Annotated in this window: 9 protein-coding genes and 5 tRNA genes; 5 read left to right on the top strand and 9 right to left on the bottom strand. The window is 45.0% G+C overall.

The window, feature by feature from the left end:
- Window positions 1-523 precede the first annotated feature (523 nt).
- Complete coding sequence (gene gltX, locus ACLD71_RS12350) at window positions 524-2,011, bottom strand: glutamate--tRNA ligase (protein WP_137674978.1); 1,488 nt, start codon at window positions 2,009-2,011, stop codon at window positions 524-526.
- Window positions 2,012-2,241: 230 nt separating this feature from the next.
- On the opposite strand from gltX, the gene ACLD71_RS12345 reads away from it, so the two are divergent.
- The 5 genes from ACLD71_RS12345 (at window position 2,242) to ACLD71_RS12325 (ending at window position 2,918) form a co-directional block, all read left to right on the top strand.
- A tRNA-Val gene (locus tag ACLD71_RS12345) sits at window positions 2,242-2,317 on the top strand.
- A gap of 50 nt (window positions 2,318-2,367) precedes the next feature.
- Window positions 2,368-2,443: transfer RNA gene (locus tag ACLD71_RS12340), tRNA-Val, on the top strand.
- Window positions 2,444-2,591: 148 nt separating this feature from the next.
- Window positions 2,592-2,667, top strand: a tRNA-Val gene (locus tag ACLD71_RS12335).
- A 50-nt stretch (window positions 2,668-2,717) separates the two neighbouring features.
- Window positions 2,718-2,793, top strand: a tRNA-Val gene (locus ACLD71_RS12330).
- A 49-nt stretch (window positions 2,794-2,842) separates the two neighbouring features.
- Window positions 2,843-2,918 (top strand) — tRNA-Val (locus tag ACLD71_RS12325).
- 433 nt (window positions 2,919-3,351) lie between these two features.
- On the opposite strand, the gene ACLD71_RS12320 is transcribed toward ACLD71_RS12325, so the two are convergent.
- From ACLD71_RS12320 to smc, 8 genes are all read right to left on the bottom strand, one after another.
- Entirely contained in the window at window positions 3,352-4,287 is a 936-nt protein-coding gene (locus ACLD71_RS12320; protein WP_411990886.1) for a homocysteine S-methyltransferase family protein, read from the bottom strand.
- Window positions 4,288-4,352: 65 nt separating this feature from the next.
- A complete protein-coding gene (locus ACLD71_RS12315; protein WP_411990885.1) occupies window positions 4,353-5,198 on the bottom strand; it encodes a helix-turn-helix domain-containing protein in 846 nt (281 codons plus the stop codon).
- 126 nt (window positions 5,199-5,324) lie between these two features.
- A complete protein-coding gene (locus ACLD71_RS12310; RefSeq protein WP_411990884.1) occupies window positions 5,325-6,140 on the bottom strand; it encodes a GNAT family N-acetyltransferase in 816 nt (271 codons plus the stop codon).
- Window positions 6,141-6,290: 150 nt separating this feature from the next.
- A complete protein-coding gene (locus ACLD71_RS12305; RefSeq protein ID WP_411990883.1) occupies window positions 6,291-7,601 on the bottom strand; it encodes a hypothetical protein in 1,311 nt (436 codons plus the stop codon).
- A 248-nt stretch (window positions 7,602-7,849) separates the two neighbouring features.
- Window positions 7,850-8,689 carry a formate transporter FocA gene (gene focA / locus ACLD71_RS12300; RefSeq protein ID WP_411990882.1) on the bottom strand — a complete coding sequence of 280 codons (840 nt, stop codon included), beginning with the start codon at window positions 8,687-8,689 and terminating at the stop codon, window positions 7,850-7,852.
- A gap of 177 nt (window positions 8,690-8,866) precedes the next feature.
- Window positions 8,867-10,876, bottom strand: coding sequence for an NAD-dependent DNA ligase LigA (ligA, locus tag ACLD71_RS12295; protein ID WP_411990881.1), 2,010 nt, complete (start codon window positions 10,874-10,876; stop codon window positions 8,867-8,869).
- A gap of 69 nt (window positions 10,877-10,945) precedes the next feature.
- Window positions 10,946-11,908: a cell division protein ZipA gene (gene zipA / locus ACLD71_RS12290; protein WP_411990880.1), complete on the bottom strand. Its 963-nt coding sequence runs from the start codon at window positions 11,906-11,908 to the stop codon at window positions 10,946-10,948.
- Window positions 11,909-11,928: 20 nt separating this feature from the next.
- Window positions 11,929-15,354, bottom strand: a complete 3,426-nt coding sequence (smc, locus tag ACLD71_RS12285; protein ID WP_411990879.1) for a chromosome segregation protein SMC — start codon at window positions 15,352-15,354, stop codon at window positions 11,929-11,931.
- Window positions 15,355-15,430 lie beyond the last annotated feature (76 nt).

Here is a 15,430-nt window from a genome sequence, read left to right as displayed (position 1 = left end):
AACACTGGTGATTATTGAATGGGTTTATTGTTTCCAATTAATCAATAAAAACAACACTCCATTAGTGACAATCACCCTAGCAACAATAGCAGTTGATGCGATTAACACATACTCCTATTTACATAAAAGTCATTTAAAAAGTTGATTTACGTTAAGCCATAATAGCCAACGAAATATCAGCAGAAAACAGCATGTTGAACGATTGTGTCAATTTAGTTAACAAACTAATAAAAAATCACAAAATAAATGAGATCTACCGAGGATTTTCACACTTAACTGTTTGTTCAAAAAACAAACTGTGAAGCGTTTCATGGTTTTGAGGTGGAAGCTTGTAGCATGATGACGCTACTACTGATGCATATTTAAGGAACCCGATGAGTATTAAGCTTCAATTGCAGTTCTTGCTGGCGCTAGGTTTACTGGTTGCGGCCTGTGGCAGCATGTTATTGGTATAACAATTCACTTTAGAAAATACAAAAAAAGCCAACTCTAAGAGTTGGCTTTTTACATTAAACGAAAAGGCTTACCAGCTAGCTTTATAGGCGCGGTAAGCTTTATCTAACGATTTAGCTTGTTTCTTACTCACACCAATATGGCTTAGCGCAAAACGTAATCGCGCTCGGCTCATATCTGATCCTAGAATAGCCATTGCATCTACCACAGAGGTAGAGCTGGTTTTGCCAGTAATCGCCACAAAAATAGGCTCTAGGAAGTCACGGATTTTCACATCTAAGTGAGTAGACAATTGCTTAGCAACAGCAAACACCGTGTCTTTGTCCCACTGGCGCTGCTCTTCTAGCTGCCAAATAAACATTTGTAACAAGCTACGAACTTGCTCTTCTTCTAGTTTACCGCCAGTAAGTAGCTCTGGTGCATATTCAGGCATGCCTGAGATAAAATGCCCAGCTAATGGCGCTAAATCACTAAACACATCTAAACGTGCTTTAGCTTGAGGAATAATGTTCATCAAAGTTTCTTGATTGTAAGCCCACTCAACTAAGCGTTGGGCTAGTTGCTCATCACTTAGTTCTTCGCGGATCCACAAACCGTTTAACCATTTAAGTTTTTCAACATCAAATACAGGGCCACCTAATGACACACGCTTCATGTCGAAGTGCTCAATCATTTCTGCCAAGGTGAATTTTTCACGCTCGTCTGGCATAGACCAGCCCATGCGGCCTAAGTAGTTAAGCATTGCTTCAGGTAAAAAGCCCATTTTGCGGTAGTAGTTCACGCTAGTTGGGTTTTTACGCTTACTTAACTTGCTCTTATCAGGGTTACGTAACAATGGCATGTGGCCCAATACTGGCGCTTCCCAACCTAAATCTAAGTATAATTTAAGCAGTTTAGGCGCCGAGTTTAGCCATTCTTCACCACGGAACACGTGAGTAATGCCCATTAAATGATCATCTACCACGTTAGCTAAAAAGTAGGTTGGCAAACCATCGGCTTTAAGTAGCACTTGCATGTCTACTTGTTCCCATGGGATCTCTACGTTGCCACGCAGGTAATCGTTAAAACTAAAGCTGCCCGATTCTGGGATTTTCATGCGAACTACATAAGGCTTACCTTCTGCCAGGTTCGCAGCAATGTCTTCGGCGCTTAGCGTTAAACCACGGCCATCGTATTTAGGCTGTAAACCTTCGGCCATTTGCTGCTTGCGCATTTCGTCTAATTCTTCAGAAGTGGCAAAGCAGTAAAATGCCTTACCTTCATCAATCAGCTGTTGAGCATATTTTTTATAAATATCGCTACGCTCGCTTTGACGGTATGGGCCCGCATTGCCGCCACAGTCTGGACCTTCATCCCAGCTTAGCCCTAACCAGCTTAGGCTGTCGTAAATAGCTTGCTCAGATTCACGCGAGCTGCGCGCTTGGTCGGTATCTTCAATACGTAGAATAAATTCGCCGCCATGTTGCTTAGCGAAACAGTAATTAAATAGTGCGATGTAGGCGGTACCTACATGAGGGTCACCTGTTGGCGAAGGTGCTACGCGAGTACGAACTGTCATGTTTATTCTCTAGTTAAGTAAATTGACCGAGTTGAATGGCGCGGATTTTACCACACCCGCTAAAATTCGCTAGACAGCAGCCATAATCATATCGCGCTTTATTTGCTAATAATTGCCTCATCAAAGCTGCCAATTTGGGCATTTTGACGAGAATTTGCGCAAGCAGTCAGTTTCCTTTAAATTTGCGTTGACACCTCCGCAGACCACCCTATAATACGCCCCCACAAGACGGTCGCTTAGCTCAGTTGGGAGAGCATCGCCCTTACAAGGCGAGGGTCACTGGTTCAAGCCCAGTAGCGACCACCATATTTAAAGTAAATGGTTCTTTTGAACGGTTTACTAGTAACACAAAATTCGGTCGCTTAGCTCAGTTGGGAGAGCATCGCCCTTACAAGGCGAGGGTCACTGGTTCAAGCCCAGTAGCGACCACCATATTTAAACACTAGAAGATTAGTGTTAGTGGTTGGTAAGGGCATCGCCCTACTCTCTACATGGCGAGAATCATCGATTCAAACCCAGTAGCGACCACCATATTTAAAGTAAATGGTTCTATGAATGGTTTACTAGTAACACAAAATTCGGTCGCTTAGCTCAGTTGGGAGAGCATCGCCCTTACAAGGCGAGGGTCACTGGTTCAAGCCCAGTAGCGACCACCATATTTAAAGTAAATGGTTCTTTTGAACGGTTTACTAGTAACACAAAATTCGGTCGCTTAGCTCAGTTGGGAGAGCATCGCCCTTACAAGGCGAGGGTCACTGGTTCAAGCCCAGTAGCGACCACCATATTTAAAGTAAATGGTTCTATGAACGGTTTACTAGTAACACAAAATTCGGTCGCTTAGCTCAGTTGGGAGAGCATCGCCCTTACAAGGCGAGGGTCACTGGTTCAAGCCCAGTAGCGACCACCATATTAAAAGGCCTGCATAATTGCAGGCCTTTTTGCTTTCTACCAAACAGTAAACTCCAACGTATCGCTTAGCCGTAAAGAGCAGGAGAGCACCGCCCTCCTCTTTGCTAGGCGAGGGTCACCGGTTCAAGCACCGTTGCGACCACCACATTAAAAGGCCTGCATAATTGCAGGCCTTTTTGCTTTCTACCAAACAGTAAACTCAGACTGGCTTAGCCATAAAGAGCGGGAGAGCACCGCCCTCCTCTTTGCTAGGCGAGGGTCACTGGTTCAAGCACCGTTGCGACCACCATATTAAAAGGCCTGCATAATTGCAGGCCTTTTTGCTTTCTACCAAACAGCAAACTCAGACTGGCTTAGCCACAAAGAGCGGGAGAACACCGCCCTCCTCTTTGCTAGGCGAGGGTTTAGTTAACGTATCGCTACAACCAGCGCTATAAAATCAATTTGGCTTTAGCCAATATACTTTTCATATGTCGCATATCTGAACCACAACAAGAGCCCAACACATTAAAGTGATTGTACTTAGCTCGTAATGCAGCCAACTGCGATGCAAGCTCTTCTGGGTTGCCTTCATCTAACGCACAAGCCTGCTCTAACTCCTCATGACTACATCGAGAACTGTTAGCAACAACTCCACGTATCCGCTTCACCCATGATTTGCCATCAAATATATGTGAAAAGTGTTCAGGATGAGCGCAGTTGATTAAGTAGTAAGCCGGGCCATTGTTAGTTTCTGCATCTACTAGTGCAATGGCTTCAGACAAGGGCATACCAGTAGGTAAACAGCCGTCAGTTTCCAGAGTAAAGGCAATTGCAACGGGCAGAGAAAATTGCTGAGCCGCCTTAACAATGCCGGCCGCTTCTTCGGCATAGCAAATAGTAAAGGCGCTAATAAAGTCCACGTCGGTGGCTGCATAAGTTTTAATTTGTTCTAGGTGATACTCTCTAGCCTCTACTGTTGCCATCAAATACTTTGGTGAATAACTGTCATCCTGCGGGCCAATTTGCCCCGCGAGTACAATGTCCAGATCAGCATTTTCAGCCCGTACCTCGGCCATCAGCGCAACGGCTTCTAGGTTAAAAGCCTGCAATTGTTGCTGGTTAAAGCCAAGTGCTTGACCACGATCTCGATTAGCCGCCCAGGTGACCGAATCCAAAATGAGTCCAACATTTTGCTCTCGAGTAAGCTCAACAAGCTGATAATAGTATTGTCGCAAAAGGTTTTTCGAATCAGGTTGACGAAGCAAGGGGTAAGCCGCAAAACCAGGTAAATCAATCCCGTGTTTGTAGACTAAATCGGTTTCCATTCCGGTATAGCAGGCAAAAATTTTCTTACCCAGTTGCGGTAGTGTTCGGGCAGCCGCCATAAGCCGTTCCTATGAATGACCTAAGATGGCCAACTATGAATTGATTGCACTACAGCTTAGCTTGCTTAGCGCTTATTCGCTGCTACCCCTCCGTAAACATCAATGGTTAGGCCCCGTTGCTCTGCATAACGTTGCGGCGTTAAACCAATTTGCTTTTTAAGGTGACGAATCAAATGAGGCTGGTCGCTAAAGCCAAAACGATAGGCAATGTCTACCCAATCTAACTCAGCGACACCGCGCTGATACAAATACTCTAGCAGTGCTTCAAGTTTGTTCATACTCTGAACTTGCTTCAAGCTCAATCCCGTCACTCTCGCAAAGCTGCGCTCTAAGGTTCTTTGCGAACAGAATAAGCGCTCTCCTAAATCAGCTATATTGGACGAGTCTAATAACAACAAGGCTTTTTGGCTTAACTCACTGTGTTTATCCTGTTCAATGCCTACTAGCCAGGGCATCAGCAAGCTATCCAGTTGCTCCACGCAGCCTTGGCTATCTGTTTGAGCTAACTTTAGCAACATAGTTTCATCCATTTTCAGGCTAGCCTTTAAGTGAGAGAGACCTAAACAACTCACGGAGTTCAAACTCGGGTGGCTGTATTCAGGTATAACCAAGCTGTACAGCGCGCCAGCATGAAACTTAATGCCTAAATGTTGGAACGGTTTGGAATGATCTAAGGTAAATGTTTCGCTATGAGGGAAAATCCAATGGCTGCCCCGCCCTTCATAGACCACATCTTTAGATTGGTAACCATAGAACTGCTTAGAAGGAGACAACATTAAATGCGGGCAGGGATCTGGGTTTAGCTGTGGGAATGGCTCGCTGCCGGCGGCTTGGTCTTTTTCTATAAACCAATAACACTCGATAAAGCGAGCAATAGTTGGATTTTCAGCCTGTTGTAGCCATTGAATCATGCCAAATCTCGCTTGTTTATAATTTATTGCTTATTCACTTTACGCTACACCAGCCGCGTATTTTACCGCTTTGTTCTACTCGCACATCAACACGATAGCTCTTTAGGGCTTATGATGGTGTCTCGACTAGCCAAACTCAAACTGAATTATACGCTGAGACGAACTTAAACCTGCTCGCTCAATGGCTTTTTGTGCAGCGATATTGTTCACCTCTGTCGAGCAGATAGGCAGTAAACCACGCTCTATTGCACTTCGTGCTAAGGTAGTTAGCATCCTTGCAGCTAAGCCTTGCCCACGCTCACTTTTCGCTACAATCATACCTAAGTCGACGAACTCAGTTTGCCATTGGTCGAACAAGCGACACTCTCCGCTAGCCAACAGCTGCCCATCACGCCAATAGCCCCAAAGCTCTTGTCGCTGAATCAAGTTGCTATAGTAACTCTGCAGCCATTGTTCTGGCGCACCAATATTTTCGGCCGCGAATGCCACAAATGAGGCTAAATGATCATCACCCGCCTTGGTTAAACTTAAAAGCTTAGGGTGAGATTTGGCTTGATTAGCAGCATACTGGTACATAAAGGCGTTCACCGAAAAATTCGAGGAACAGTCTAAACACAAACTTAAATAAGCCGTTTCTGCAGTACTAACAAACGCACCTTTAAGCTCGCCGATTATCCCACTATTGCCTTGTGCGATAAGTGTAAACAACTCTCGAGCTCTCGCTTCATAACCTTTTAGCATGTAAAACTGCAGCACATAAGCGTCATCATTAATGCAGCAATACCCCACCAGTTGCTGGTTTTCATAAAAGCCAAAGTGTTGCGACATGCCAACAAAACCAACATGCCACATGCCATCTAACGCGCTATTGGCGCTAGCGAAGTATTGTTCTTTTAGCGCTGACAAAGTATTTATTTCATCGATTTTTTTTATTTCTAACATGGCGTTTATGCTCTAACTCGTCTGTGATTACCCGGCAATAATATTTGAGTTTACCTTGCGAGGATTGAACAAAAGCGACAGTTTTAGCCAAAAATCAGCACCAACAAAAAAGGCCTAGCAACTTGCTAGACCTATAGAGACAAAAATAATTTATGCTTCGATTTGTTTTCTAAAAAACTGAATCATCTCGTCGCGGGTTTTACGATGATTTAAATGAAATATATCCATAGGAAACAGTAATTCAATCACCCCAGTATCAAACATACGCTTCACTTCATACTCGTTATGCGCCACGTCTTGCTGGTACATGTAGTTAAGCCAAGTGCGGTTAGTGTGAATAATAAACTCGACTCGCATACCGCCTAAACGCGCAAAAAACTTCATCATTGGCGTTTTATTGCTAGACCCCACCGCCGAGCCTCGATACTCAGTTCTGTCGGTGAGGGTATCGGAGATATCTTCTAGCACCATCAGCGAATTAGCTTGAGAAGCACTACGGGTAAGGTGCTTTTGAAAAGTTTTAATATCGCTCACTGAATCAAGCACCGCCATTAAACCGAGCTCATCATCTACCGCAACAGCTGGGTTCTTTTGATTCTTGCGTAATAACTTAAGCACTTTGGCTTCTGGCGGTTTTTTACGGATAGAAACATAAACCGGCGTTTTACGCTCACCCACGGTAATACTGCGCCGTTTAAGCAAAGTGAGCTTTTCGAATCGGTTGCTTTGTACCAACTTAGCTTGCTGCGGGTTAAGTACGCTAACCTCTGAGCAGGCGTAATCTTCGGCCCGATGTTTTGAATGTAAATAAACTGGATCCAACTCGCCTATTTTCAGCTCGCTACTCCACACATAACCATTTAAAAATGCCAAGAATGCTGAAAATTTCTCTTCAATCTCAGTTTCTCTTTCACGTTGCTCAATACTGCCTGCAAGGGTCATTAATATGAGCTTTCGGCGCGCTTCAAAGCGAGCTTTTTTATGGTACTCGTCGTTGAACATGATCAACAACAACTCTACTGGGTTGTTGGTGACTTCAATTTCGTTGGTATTTTCAATGTGTGAAGCATAAGGCGAGAGAATTTTTCCTTTAATCGAATGGATAACCGCATCAGCTGTACGCGCGTATTCATCAATACGGTTTTCAATTTCGTTTAAGTTGCCATTAATGCCAAACATATTGCCTAACAAAAATAGGGCGCGCTCACTGCGTTGCTTACGCTGTTCTGTATCGGTGATTAAGGTTTGAATTTGCTGAAAACTATCAATGCCCAAAAACTCAAAGATTTGGCTGCGCAACGCTCGATACTTTGAAACGTTATTACTGTCTTGCTGCAAGCGTTTTACCCAAGTACGCACCGACACTGAAAACGGATGCACCGTGACAGCATCGCGATTCACCGCAAATGGGCCGTCTTGTTGTAATGAAGTAAAAACACTATTTGGGGAAAGTACAGACATAAGCAACCTAAAACGCTAACAACAGTAATATCTAGCAATGAATAACCGAAGCAAAATATACACCAAACCACCTCAACATTCAGGCTACTAGCGCTATCTGCTGGTTTAATTAGCGTTTATTTGACCAAACGGCCAATTAACTGATGTTTTACCTCACCATTAAAAGCCCCCTTGAATAGTTGCCCGGCATATTTGCTTACTAATGATGCACACCAGCACCGACATTTGGCATTACTGGGCGAACCTCGTTAAGGCCTACGCAAATAAATGAGCCAGTAACCTAAACCAACAAATACTCCGCCACCAATGATATTGCCAAGAGTCACAGGAATGAGGTTATTTACGATGAAGTTACTAAACGTGAGATCGGCAAAATCGGCGGCACTTAAACCCGTAGCTTGCCAAAACTCTGGCCCAGCTAAAGTTTTAATCCCTATCGCCATAGGCACCTGAAACATGTTGGCAATACAATGTTCAAAGCCAGCGGAAACAAACATCGCCACTGGCAGAATCATCACCATGACTTTATCGGTTAAACTGCGTGCACTAAAGGTCATCCATACAGCAATACACACCAATACATTGCACATAATGCCCAAGGCTACGGCCTGTGAAAAATCATGATGTAATTTGTGTTGAGCAATCCGCATGGTATTTATCCCCACTTCACCATCAGCAAAGGTGTATTGCTTGGTAAGTAACATCAATACCACCAAGATGAATGCGCCGGCCAAGTTGCCCAAATAAACCAAAGACCAGTTCACACACAAGCTTTTCCAGGAGATTTTGCCACTGGCTCTCGCCACTAAGGTAAGCACCGAGCTCGTAAACAACTCACCTCCGGTGATAATCACAAAAATTAAGCCCAAACTAAACGCCAAGCCACCGATCAAGCGAGTAAAACCCCAGGGGAACTCTCCCGCGCCAGTGGTAACGGTGGTGTAAAACACAAAGGCGATACCAATATGCGCCCCTGCAGTTAATGCCAGCATAAACGCTTTGAGTGGATCTTTAGTGGCTTTGCTCACCCCAACGTCAGCAGCTTTTTCTGCCATTTGTGGTGGTAATAAGGAATCAAATTGGCTCATGTGAATGGCTTTGTTTAAAGGAGGGATAACTAAGCGTAGTTGAATAGTTTGACTAGGCTGAACCTTGCATGAGCAGCAATAACCATTAAAAAAAGGCCTTATTAACAATAATAAGGCCTTACATCATCAATACTTAAACAATAGCTTACAAGCGCTAGTTTCTTTAAAGGAGCTTTGTTACTTAGCCAGTAAGTCTACTAGCTGTTGTTCATCCCACACCTCAATGCCTAAGTCTTGTGCTTTAGCCAGCTTTGAACCCGCCGCTTCTCCGGCGATCACAATGTCTGTTTTCTTGGATACACTGCCAGTAACTTTAGCGCCTAAAGCCTGCAGCGCCTGTTTAGCTTCAGTGCGCCCTAGTTGGCTAAGCGTACCGGTTAACACAATTACTTTGCCGTTCATCGCTAAGTCTTCGCTTGCCACTTCTTCAATCACCGGCCAGCTAAGTTGTTGGGCTAAGTCATTCACTAACAGTGCATTTTGCTCTTGCGTGAAAAAGAAACGCACATGCTTAGCCACAATTTCACCAACATCTGGCACATCTTGTAGTTGCTCCACACTTGCCTCCTCAATCGCTTCTAGCGTTTTAAAGTGTTGGGCTAGATTCGCGGCCGTTGCCTCACCTACTTCGCGAATCCCTAGCGAGTATATAAAGCGCGCTAAACTGGTTTGCTTAGCGGCTTCAATGCCTGCTAATAGCTTTTCTACCGATTTCTCACCCATACGCTCTAGTTGCATTAACACATCACGCTTTTGCTGCAAATGGAACAAGTCTAGTGGCGTTTCTAAGAGGTTTTCGTCTACCAGTTGCTCCACCAGCTTATCGCCAATACCGTCGATATCTAAGGCTTTACGCGCCACAAAATGCTTTAGCGCTTCTTTGCGTTGGGCACCACAACGTAAACCCGCCACACAGCGCGCTACCGCTTCGCCTTCGATTCGCTCGATCGCGCTGTCACATACTGGACAAGTTTGAGGAAAGGTAATTTCTTTGGCGTCTTCTGGGCGGCGATCCAATATCACCCCAGCAACTTGTGGAATCACATCACCAGCTCGGCGCACAATGACGCTATCGCCAATACGCACACCTAAGCGCTCAATCTCATCTGCATTGTGCAAGGTGGCGTTACTCACCGTTACACCGCCTACAAACACCGGCTCTAAACGCGCAACCGGAGTAATAGCACCGGTACGACCCACTTGAAACTCAACATCGCGCAGTAAGGTGATTTCTTCTTGGGCAGGATATTTATGCGAGGTTGCCCAGCGCGGCGCACGAGCGACAAAGCCTAGCTGCTGCTGCAACTTGATTGAGTCTACCTTGTACACCACCCCATCTATTTCATAAGCCAAGGCATTACGTTTGTCACCAATCGCTTGGAAATACTCAAAACATGCCGGGCTACCCACAACTGTTTTAATCTCTGGACATACTGGCAAGCCAAAAGACTTAATAGTTTGTAAGTTATTGTAGTGACTATCACTTAAGTCTTCACTCATTACGCCCAACGAGTAAGCATAAAACGCTAAGGGTCGAGTGGCAGTGATTTGTGAATCTAGCTGGCGCAAACTGCCCGCAGCCGCGTTACGTGGGTTAGCAAAGGCTTTTTCACCTTTGTCTTTTGCTAGCTGGTTAAGTTTTTCAAAACCCGCTTTAGGCATGAAAATTTCACCACGTACTTCTAGTCTTGCTGGCCAATCCCTGCCGCGTAAACGCAAGGGAATAGAACGAATTGTTTTCACATTTTCCGTTACATTTTCCCCCGTACTTCCGTCTCCGCGAGTGGCGGCTTGAACCATAACACCATCAACATAAAGTATGCTTACCGCTAAACCATCTAACTTTGGTTCCACGCAGTAGGTTATGTCGTCAGCAGTCACTAAACGCTCTTGTAGTCGCTTATTGAATGCATTCAATTCTTCTTCACTGAACACATTATCTAGAGACAACATTGGCATTTCGTGCTGCACTTGGTCAAAAGCAGATAGCGGCGCGCCGCTCACTCGTTGAGTCGGTGAGTCACTGCGCAATAAAGCAGGATGCTGTTTTTCTAGGGCTTTTAGCTCACGAAATACACGGTCGTATTCCGCATCAGGAACCGAGGGTTCGTCGAGTACATAATATTGGTAATTGTAATGCTCAAGCTGAGCGATTAGCTGCTCAATCTGTTGTTCTGGCTTGTCCATAGGAGACCTTTAAATAAAAAAGCCTTCCCGAAGCTTAACTTGGAAAGGCTTTAAAATGGTGTCAATTTATTAGTTTACGAGCAACTGCTTACGCTCGTATTCGCGAACACGTTGCTCATAATGATTAACGGTTTGCTTGGTCAGCGGGTTACGTTGATCGTCCAACATAATCGCATCTAAATCTTTAGCGAGGGTCATCGCCGCGTTATACATCAAGGCAAAGTTTTTAGTCGGTTCGCCTTTACACGGTACCGTCATAAAAATACTCACGCCGCGTGTTTCAAGCTGGTCCATGGCATTAATATCGAAAGTACCTGGATTAACCATGTTGGCTAAGCTGAAAATAATCGGGCCAGTACCACTGTTATCTAGATGACGATGAAAAATATCCATATCACCGTGACGTAAGCCAATTTTTTCTAGGCTGGCCAGTAAGGGGCCACCTTTCAAAAAACGGCCACTTTGTGCCATCACATTTATAATAAAAACATCGTCTGGGGCATTAGGATCTTTCACCGCTTTATTTTCTTCAAGCACCGGTTCAGCCACAGTATCTTTTGCCTCATCCATATCAAAAGCAAACTCAGGTTCAGGCTCTAACTCTGTTTGAGTGGCTTGTTTAGGTTTAGTGTGAGGCTCAGATTCTAATCCTGATAAGCCTTGATCATCAGCAATTTCTGGCGCTTCATCAACCGCTGAAAAATGAAACTCAGGCTCCTTTCGTTGCACTGGCTCTGCCACTTCAGGTTCACGCTTAGCTTGGCTAGGCAGTGGCTGAGAAAGTGGTTCGGCTACATCGCTATCTAAGATGGCATCGTCAATTGGATCACCGATCACCCGCGCTTGACCTACACCTAAGTCATCAAAGCCTTGGTCATCACGGCCTTGTATAGATTCTTTAGTCCCTGATTTTTGCTTGGGACTAACCAGTTTTTCAGGTCGTTGTTTGCGACTGCTCCAAAAACCATGGGCGAGCAAAGCAATAATTAAAATGATACCAACAACGATAAGTACGATGCGCAATTCCTGCATTTAACTGTTCTCTAAAGCTATTATTCAACCATGGCTATCGCTTCTGCGATATCCACTGCTACCAAGCGTGATACACCTGGCTCCTGCATTGTTACCCCCGCAAGCTGCGAGGCCTTTTCCATCGTCACTTTATTGTGACTGATAAATATAAATTGTACCGTATCAGACATACTATGCACTAAATCCGCAAAACGTCCCACATTTACTTCGTCTAAGGGGGCATCTACTTCATCTAGCATACAAAATGGCGCAGGATTTAAGCGAAATATAGCAAAAACCAATGCCAATGCCGTGAGTGCTTTTTCCCCGCCCGATAACAAACTAATGCTAGCATTCTTTTTACCAGGAGGCCGAGCCATTATGGTAACGCCTGTTTCAAGTAAGTCATCAGACGATAATTCCAACCATGCTTTGCCTCCGCCAAACACTTTGGGGAAAAGCTCTTGTAAATCAGCATCTACCTTAGCAAAAGTTTCACTAAATTTTGAGCGTGTTTGGCGATCAATTTTAGCTATCGCCGCACGAAGGACCTCAATAGCGGCTTCTAAATCAGTTAACTGAGCAGTCAATTCTTGATAACGCGCATTTTGCTGATCAAACTCTTCTTCGGCTGCTAGATTCACTGCTCCCATACGTTTAAGCCGGGCATCTACTAGGTCTAATTCAGCCGCGTAGTCTTCTTCTAAACTGGCCTCTGGTAACGACAATTCTAAGTGCTTAAGGTTATCCCCTTGCTCTGCCAATTGCTCTAGCAACACAGTGCGCCGAGCCAACAAGCTTTGCTGCTGAATTCGCTGTTCGGTACCTCGCTCAAGCAATTGCTTTAACCGGCCTTGCGCGTCTTTAAGCTGCTGTTGCATAGCTTGTTGCTGAGTAAGCGATTGATGATGAATCTCGCTTGCTTCGGTTTGCTGTTCTTCAAGAAGTATACTTTGCTCAAGCAACTGCTCAATTTGTTCGGCTAACAACTCAAGTTGTTCACTGTGCTCCTCTGGCTCCAAGCTAAGCTGCAAGGCTAAATCCTGTAACTTTTGTTGCTGATAGCTTTGTTGCTGTAGCTGGGTTTGGCACTTTGCTTGCTGTTGGCCAATAGCTAATTGCAATTGATGATTAGCTGATTGTTGCTGCTGAAAACTAGCGCGAAACTGTTTGACTAGCGAAGCTGCTTGCTCGGCTTGCTCTTGCCACATTTGTTGTTGATGTTGTTCATCTTGAGATGCTTCTAACTGGGTGTCTAACTGTTCTTCAAGTTGCAACTGTGACTCTTGGTCTTGCTCTAGGTTAATAGCCAAGTCTTCAATTTGTTGCTCTAGTTGCTCACGCTGTTGTTTAGCAAATGCTTGCTGTTGCTGTAACAACGCCAAGCGGCTGCGCCAGTCCGACACCTGGTTCTGCAGTTGTTGTAAATCACTACTGGCGCGCGTGTTTTGTTGGGTTATCTTGCTTTGCTCAGCTTCTAACTCAGTTTGCTGCTCTACAAGTTGCTGCTTAGCGACATTCAACTCAGTTAACTTCGCACTTAGCTCTGAACGTTCTTGCTGCAAGCTCAAGAGTGAATGTTGATAACTTGGTGGGCTAAGTTGCTGCCAGTAACGGCCTAACCACTCGCCGTTGGCGGTAATAAGAGATTGTTCAGCGCTTAAATGCTCACGTAAGTCAAAAGCCTCTTCTAGGGAATCCACCACCAGCACTTGCCCACATAAATAGCTCAAATCTACTTGCTCAAGCTGCTGCGCTAAACTCTGCAAATGCGTAAGCTCTGCGGCAAAGCTAACTTCGCCCCCATGAAGAGGTGGACATAATGCCAGCGGAAAGTTCGGTTCTAAGGTTTCGCACCACTCTGCTTGTAACCACTTAGCTAACACCACATCTGCCGCTAATTGCCAACCATCTTTAACCCTCAATACATCAATTAACGGATGTGTGGCACTCGTTTCTACTTGCGCTAACAACTTATCTACGCCTTGCAAACGCGTCTGTTCGGCAGTGTATTGTAAGGACAATTGCTGACGCTGTTGCTGGCTAGATTGCAGCTCTGACTGCTTGACTAATTTAGCCCGTTCCAACTCTTCTAACGTTTGTTCTAGAACTTGTAATTGCGGTTCTGCGGCGCTGAGTTTGCTACTCAGTTCTTCAACTACCGTGTCGTTGTTACTCGCTAAACCACTCAACTGTTGCTGCAACTGAGCAATTTGCTGTTGATGACGTTGCTGCATTTGTTGGCTATGACGAAGTTGAGCTTGAAGCTGTTCAATGGCGTGGCGTGCTTGTTGGCTCGCGGCCAAATTGCTGGCTTGCTGTTCGCGCTTGCTAGCGCTATTTTGCTCGGCATCTTCTAGTTGCGGCTCTAGCTCTAACAGTACTTGTTGTTGTAACGCTAACTGCTCTTGCTGCTCCAACAAGGCTTCTTGCTCAACCGCTAACTGTTCTGCTAAATCATCGAGGTTTTGCTTAATCTCGTGTTGCTGCTGAGTATTGCGAATACGGCTTTGCTCAGATTGGTTCTGCTGTTGCTGAGTATGTAATTGCTGCTGCTCAAGCTTGGCCAGCTCGGTTCTTAATTCGAAACTTTGCTGCTGTAAACGCTGCACGAGCTCTTGCTGCTCGGCAATATTATTAGCCAGTATTGTCAGCTGATTTTCAGCTTGAGTAATACTGTGTTCTTCAACTCGTTGCAGTTGCTCAGCTTGGGCATTAGTTTCACTGCTGCCATCAATACTGGCGTCAAGCTGTCTTAATTCTTGCAAGCACATCAGCGCTTTTAGCTCGCGATGTCGGGCGCGATACTGGCGATAGCGCTTAGCCGCCTGAGCTTGGGTTTTAAGTTTGTTTACCTGTTGCCCTAGTTCCGATTCAATATCTCTAAGCCGTAGAATATTTTCATCGGTATGTTTTATTCGTAGCTCGGTTTCGCGACGGCGCTCTTTGTATTTAGATACACCGGCGGCCTCTTCAATAAATACCCGCAGTTCTTGAGGTTTCGATTCGATTAAGCGGCTAATCATGCCCTGCTCAATAATCGCGTAACTACGAGGGCCTAAACCAGTACCCAAAAACAAGTCAGTAATATCACGTTTACGGCATTTAGCACCGTTTAATAAATAGATGTTTTGGCCATCTCGAGTGACTTCTCGACGAACCGCGATTTCACTGTAGCTGGCGTATTCACCGCCAATGCGGCCTTGCTGATTATCAAAAATCAACTCAACCATGGCTTTAGACACAGCCGCACGCTTAGTAGAACCATTAAAAATTACATCGGTCATCGCACCACCACGCAAATGGCGGGCATTGCTTTCTCCTAACACCCAACGAACGGCATCAATCACATTAGACTTGCCACAGCCATTTGGCCCAACAATGGCGGTCATATCGGTAGGGAAAGGAATGGTGGTTCGATCAACGAAAGACTTAAACCCGGCAAGGCGGATTTGCTTCAAGCGCATAAACTGGTTTGCTTTAATTTGTTGCTATTGTAAAGCAAGACTTTACCAGAGCTATCAACGCTTTGTAATATAGGCG

Origin of the sequence: Agarivorans sp. DSG3-1 (genome assembly GCF_046774965.1) — a bacterium.
Lineage (GTDB): Bacteria > Pseudomonadota > Gammaproteobacteria > Enterobacterales > Celerinatantimonadaceae > Agarivorans.
Note: the sequence above shows the minus strand (reverse complement) of the source record. Positions and strands in the feature narration are given on the sequence as shown.

Bases quoted from the DNA above. Each gene is read 5' to 3' on its own strand.
- ACLD71_RS12305 (WP_411990883.1), bottom strand. From the start codon at position 7,601: ATGTCTGTACTTTCCCCAAATAGTGTTTTTACTTCATTACAACAAGAC.
- zipA (WP_411990880.1), bottom strand. From the start codon at position 11,908: ATGCAGGAATTGCGCATCGTACTTATCGTTGTTGGTATCATTTTAATT.
- smc (WP_411990879.1), bottom strand. From the start codon at position 15,354: ATGCGCTTGAAGCAAATCCGCCTTGCCGGGTTTAAGTCTTTCGTTGAT.
- ACLD71_RS12315 (WP_411990885.1), bottom strand. From the start codon at position 5,198: ATGATTCAATGGCTACAACAGGCTGAAAATCCAACTATTGCTCGCTTT.
- gltX (WP_137674978.1), bottom strand. From the start codon at position 2,011: ATGACAGTTCGTACTCGCGTAGCACCTTCGCCAACAGGTGACCCTCAT.
- ACLD71_RS12320 (WP_411990886.1), bottom strand. From the start codon at position 4,287: ATGGCGGCTGCCCGAACACTACCGCAACTGGGTAAGAAAATTTTTGCC.
- ligA (WP_411990881.1), bottom strand. From the start codon at position 10,876: ATGGACAAGCCAGAACAACAGATTGAGCAGCTAATCGCTCAGCTTGAG.
- focA (WP_411990882.1), bottom strand. From the start codon at position 8,689: ATGAGCCAATTTGATTCCTTATTACCACCACAAATGGCAGAAAAAGCT.
- ACLD71_RS12310 (WP_411990884.1), bottom strand. From the start codon at position 6,140: ATGTTAGAAATAAAAAAAATCGATGAAATAAATACTTTGTCAGCGCTA.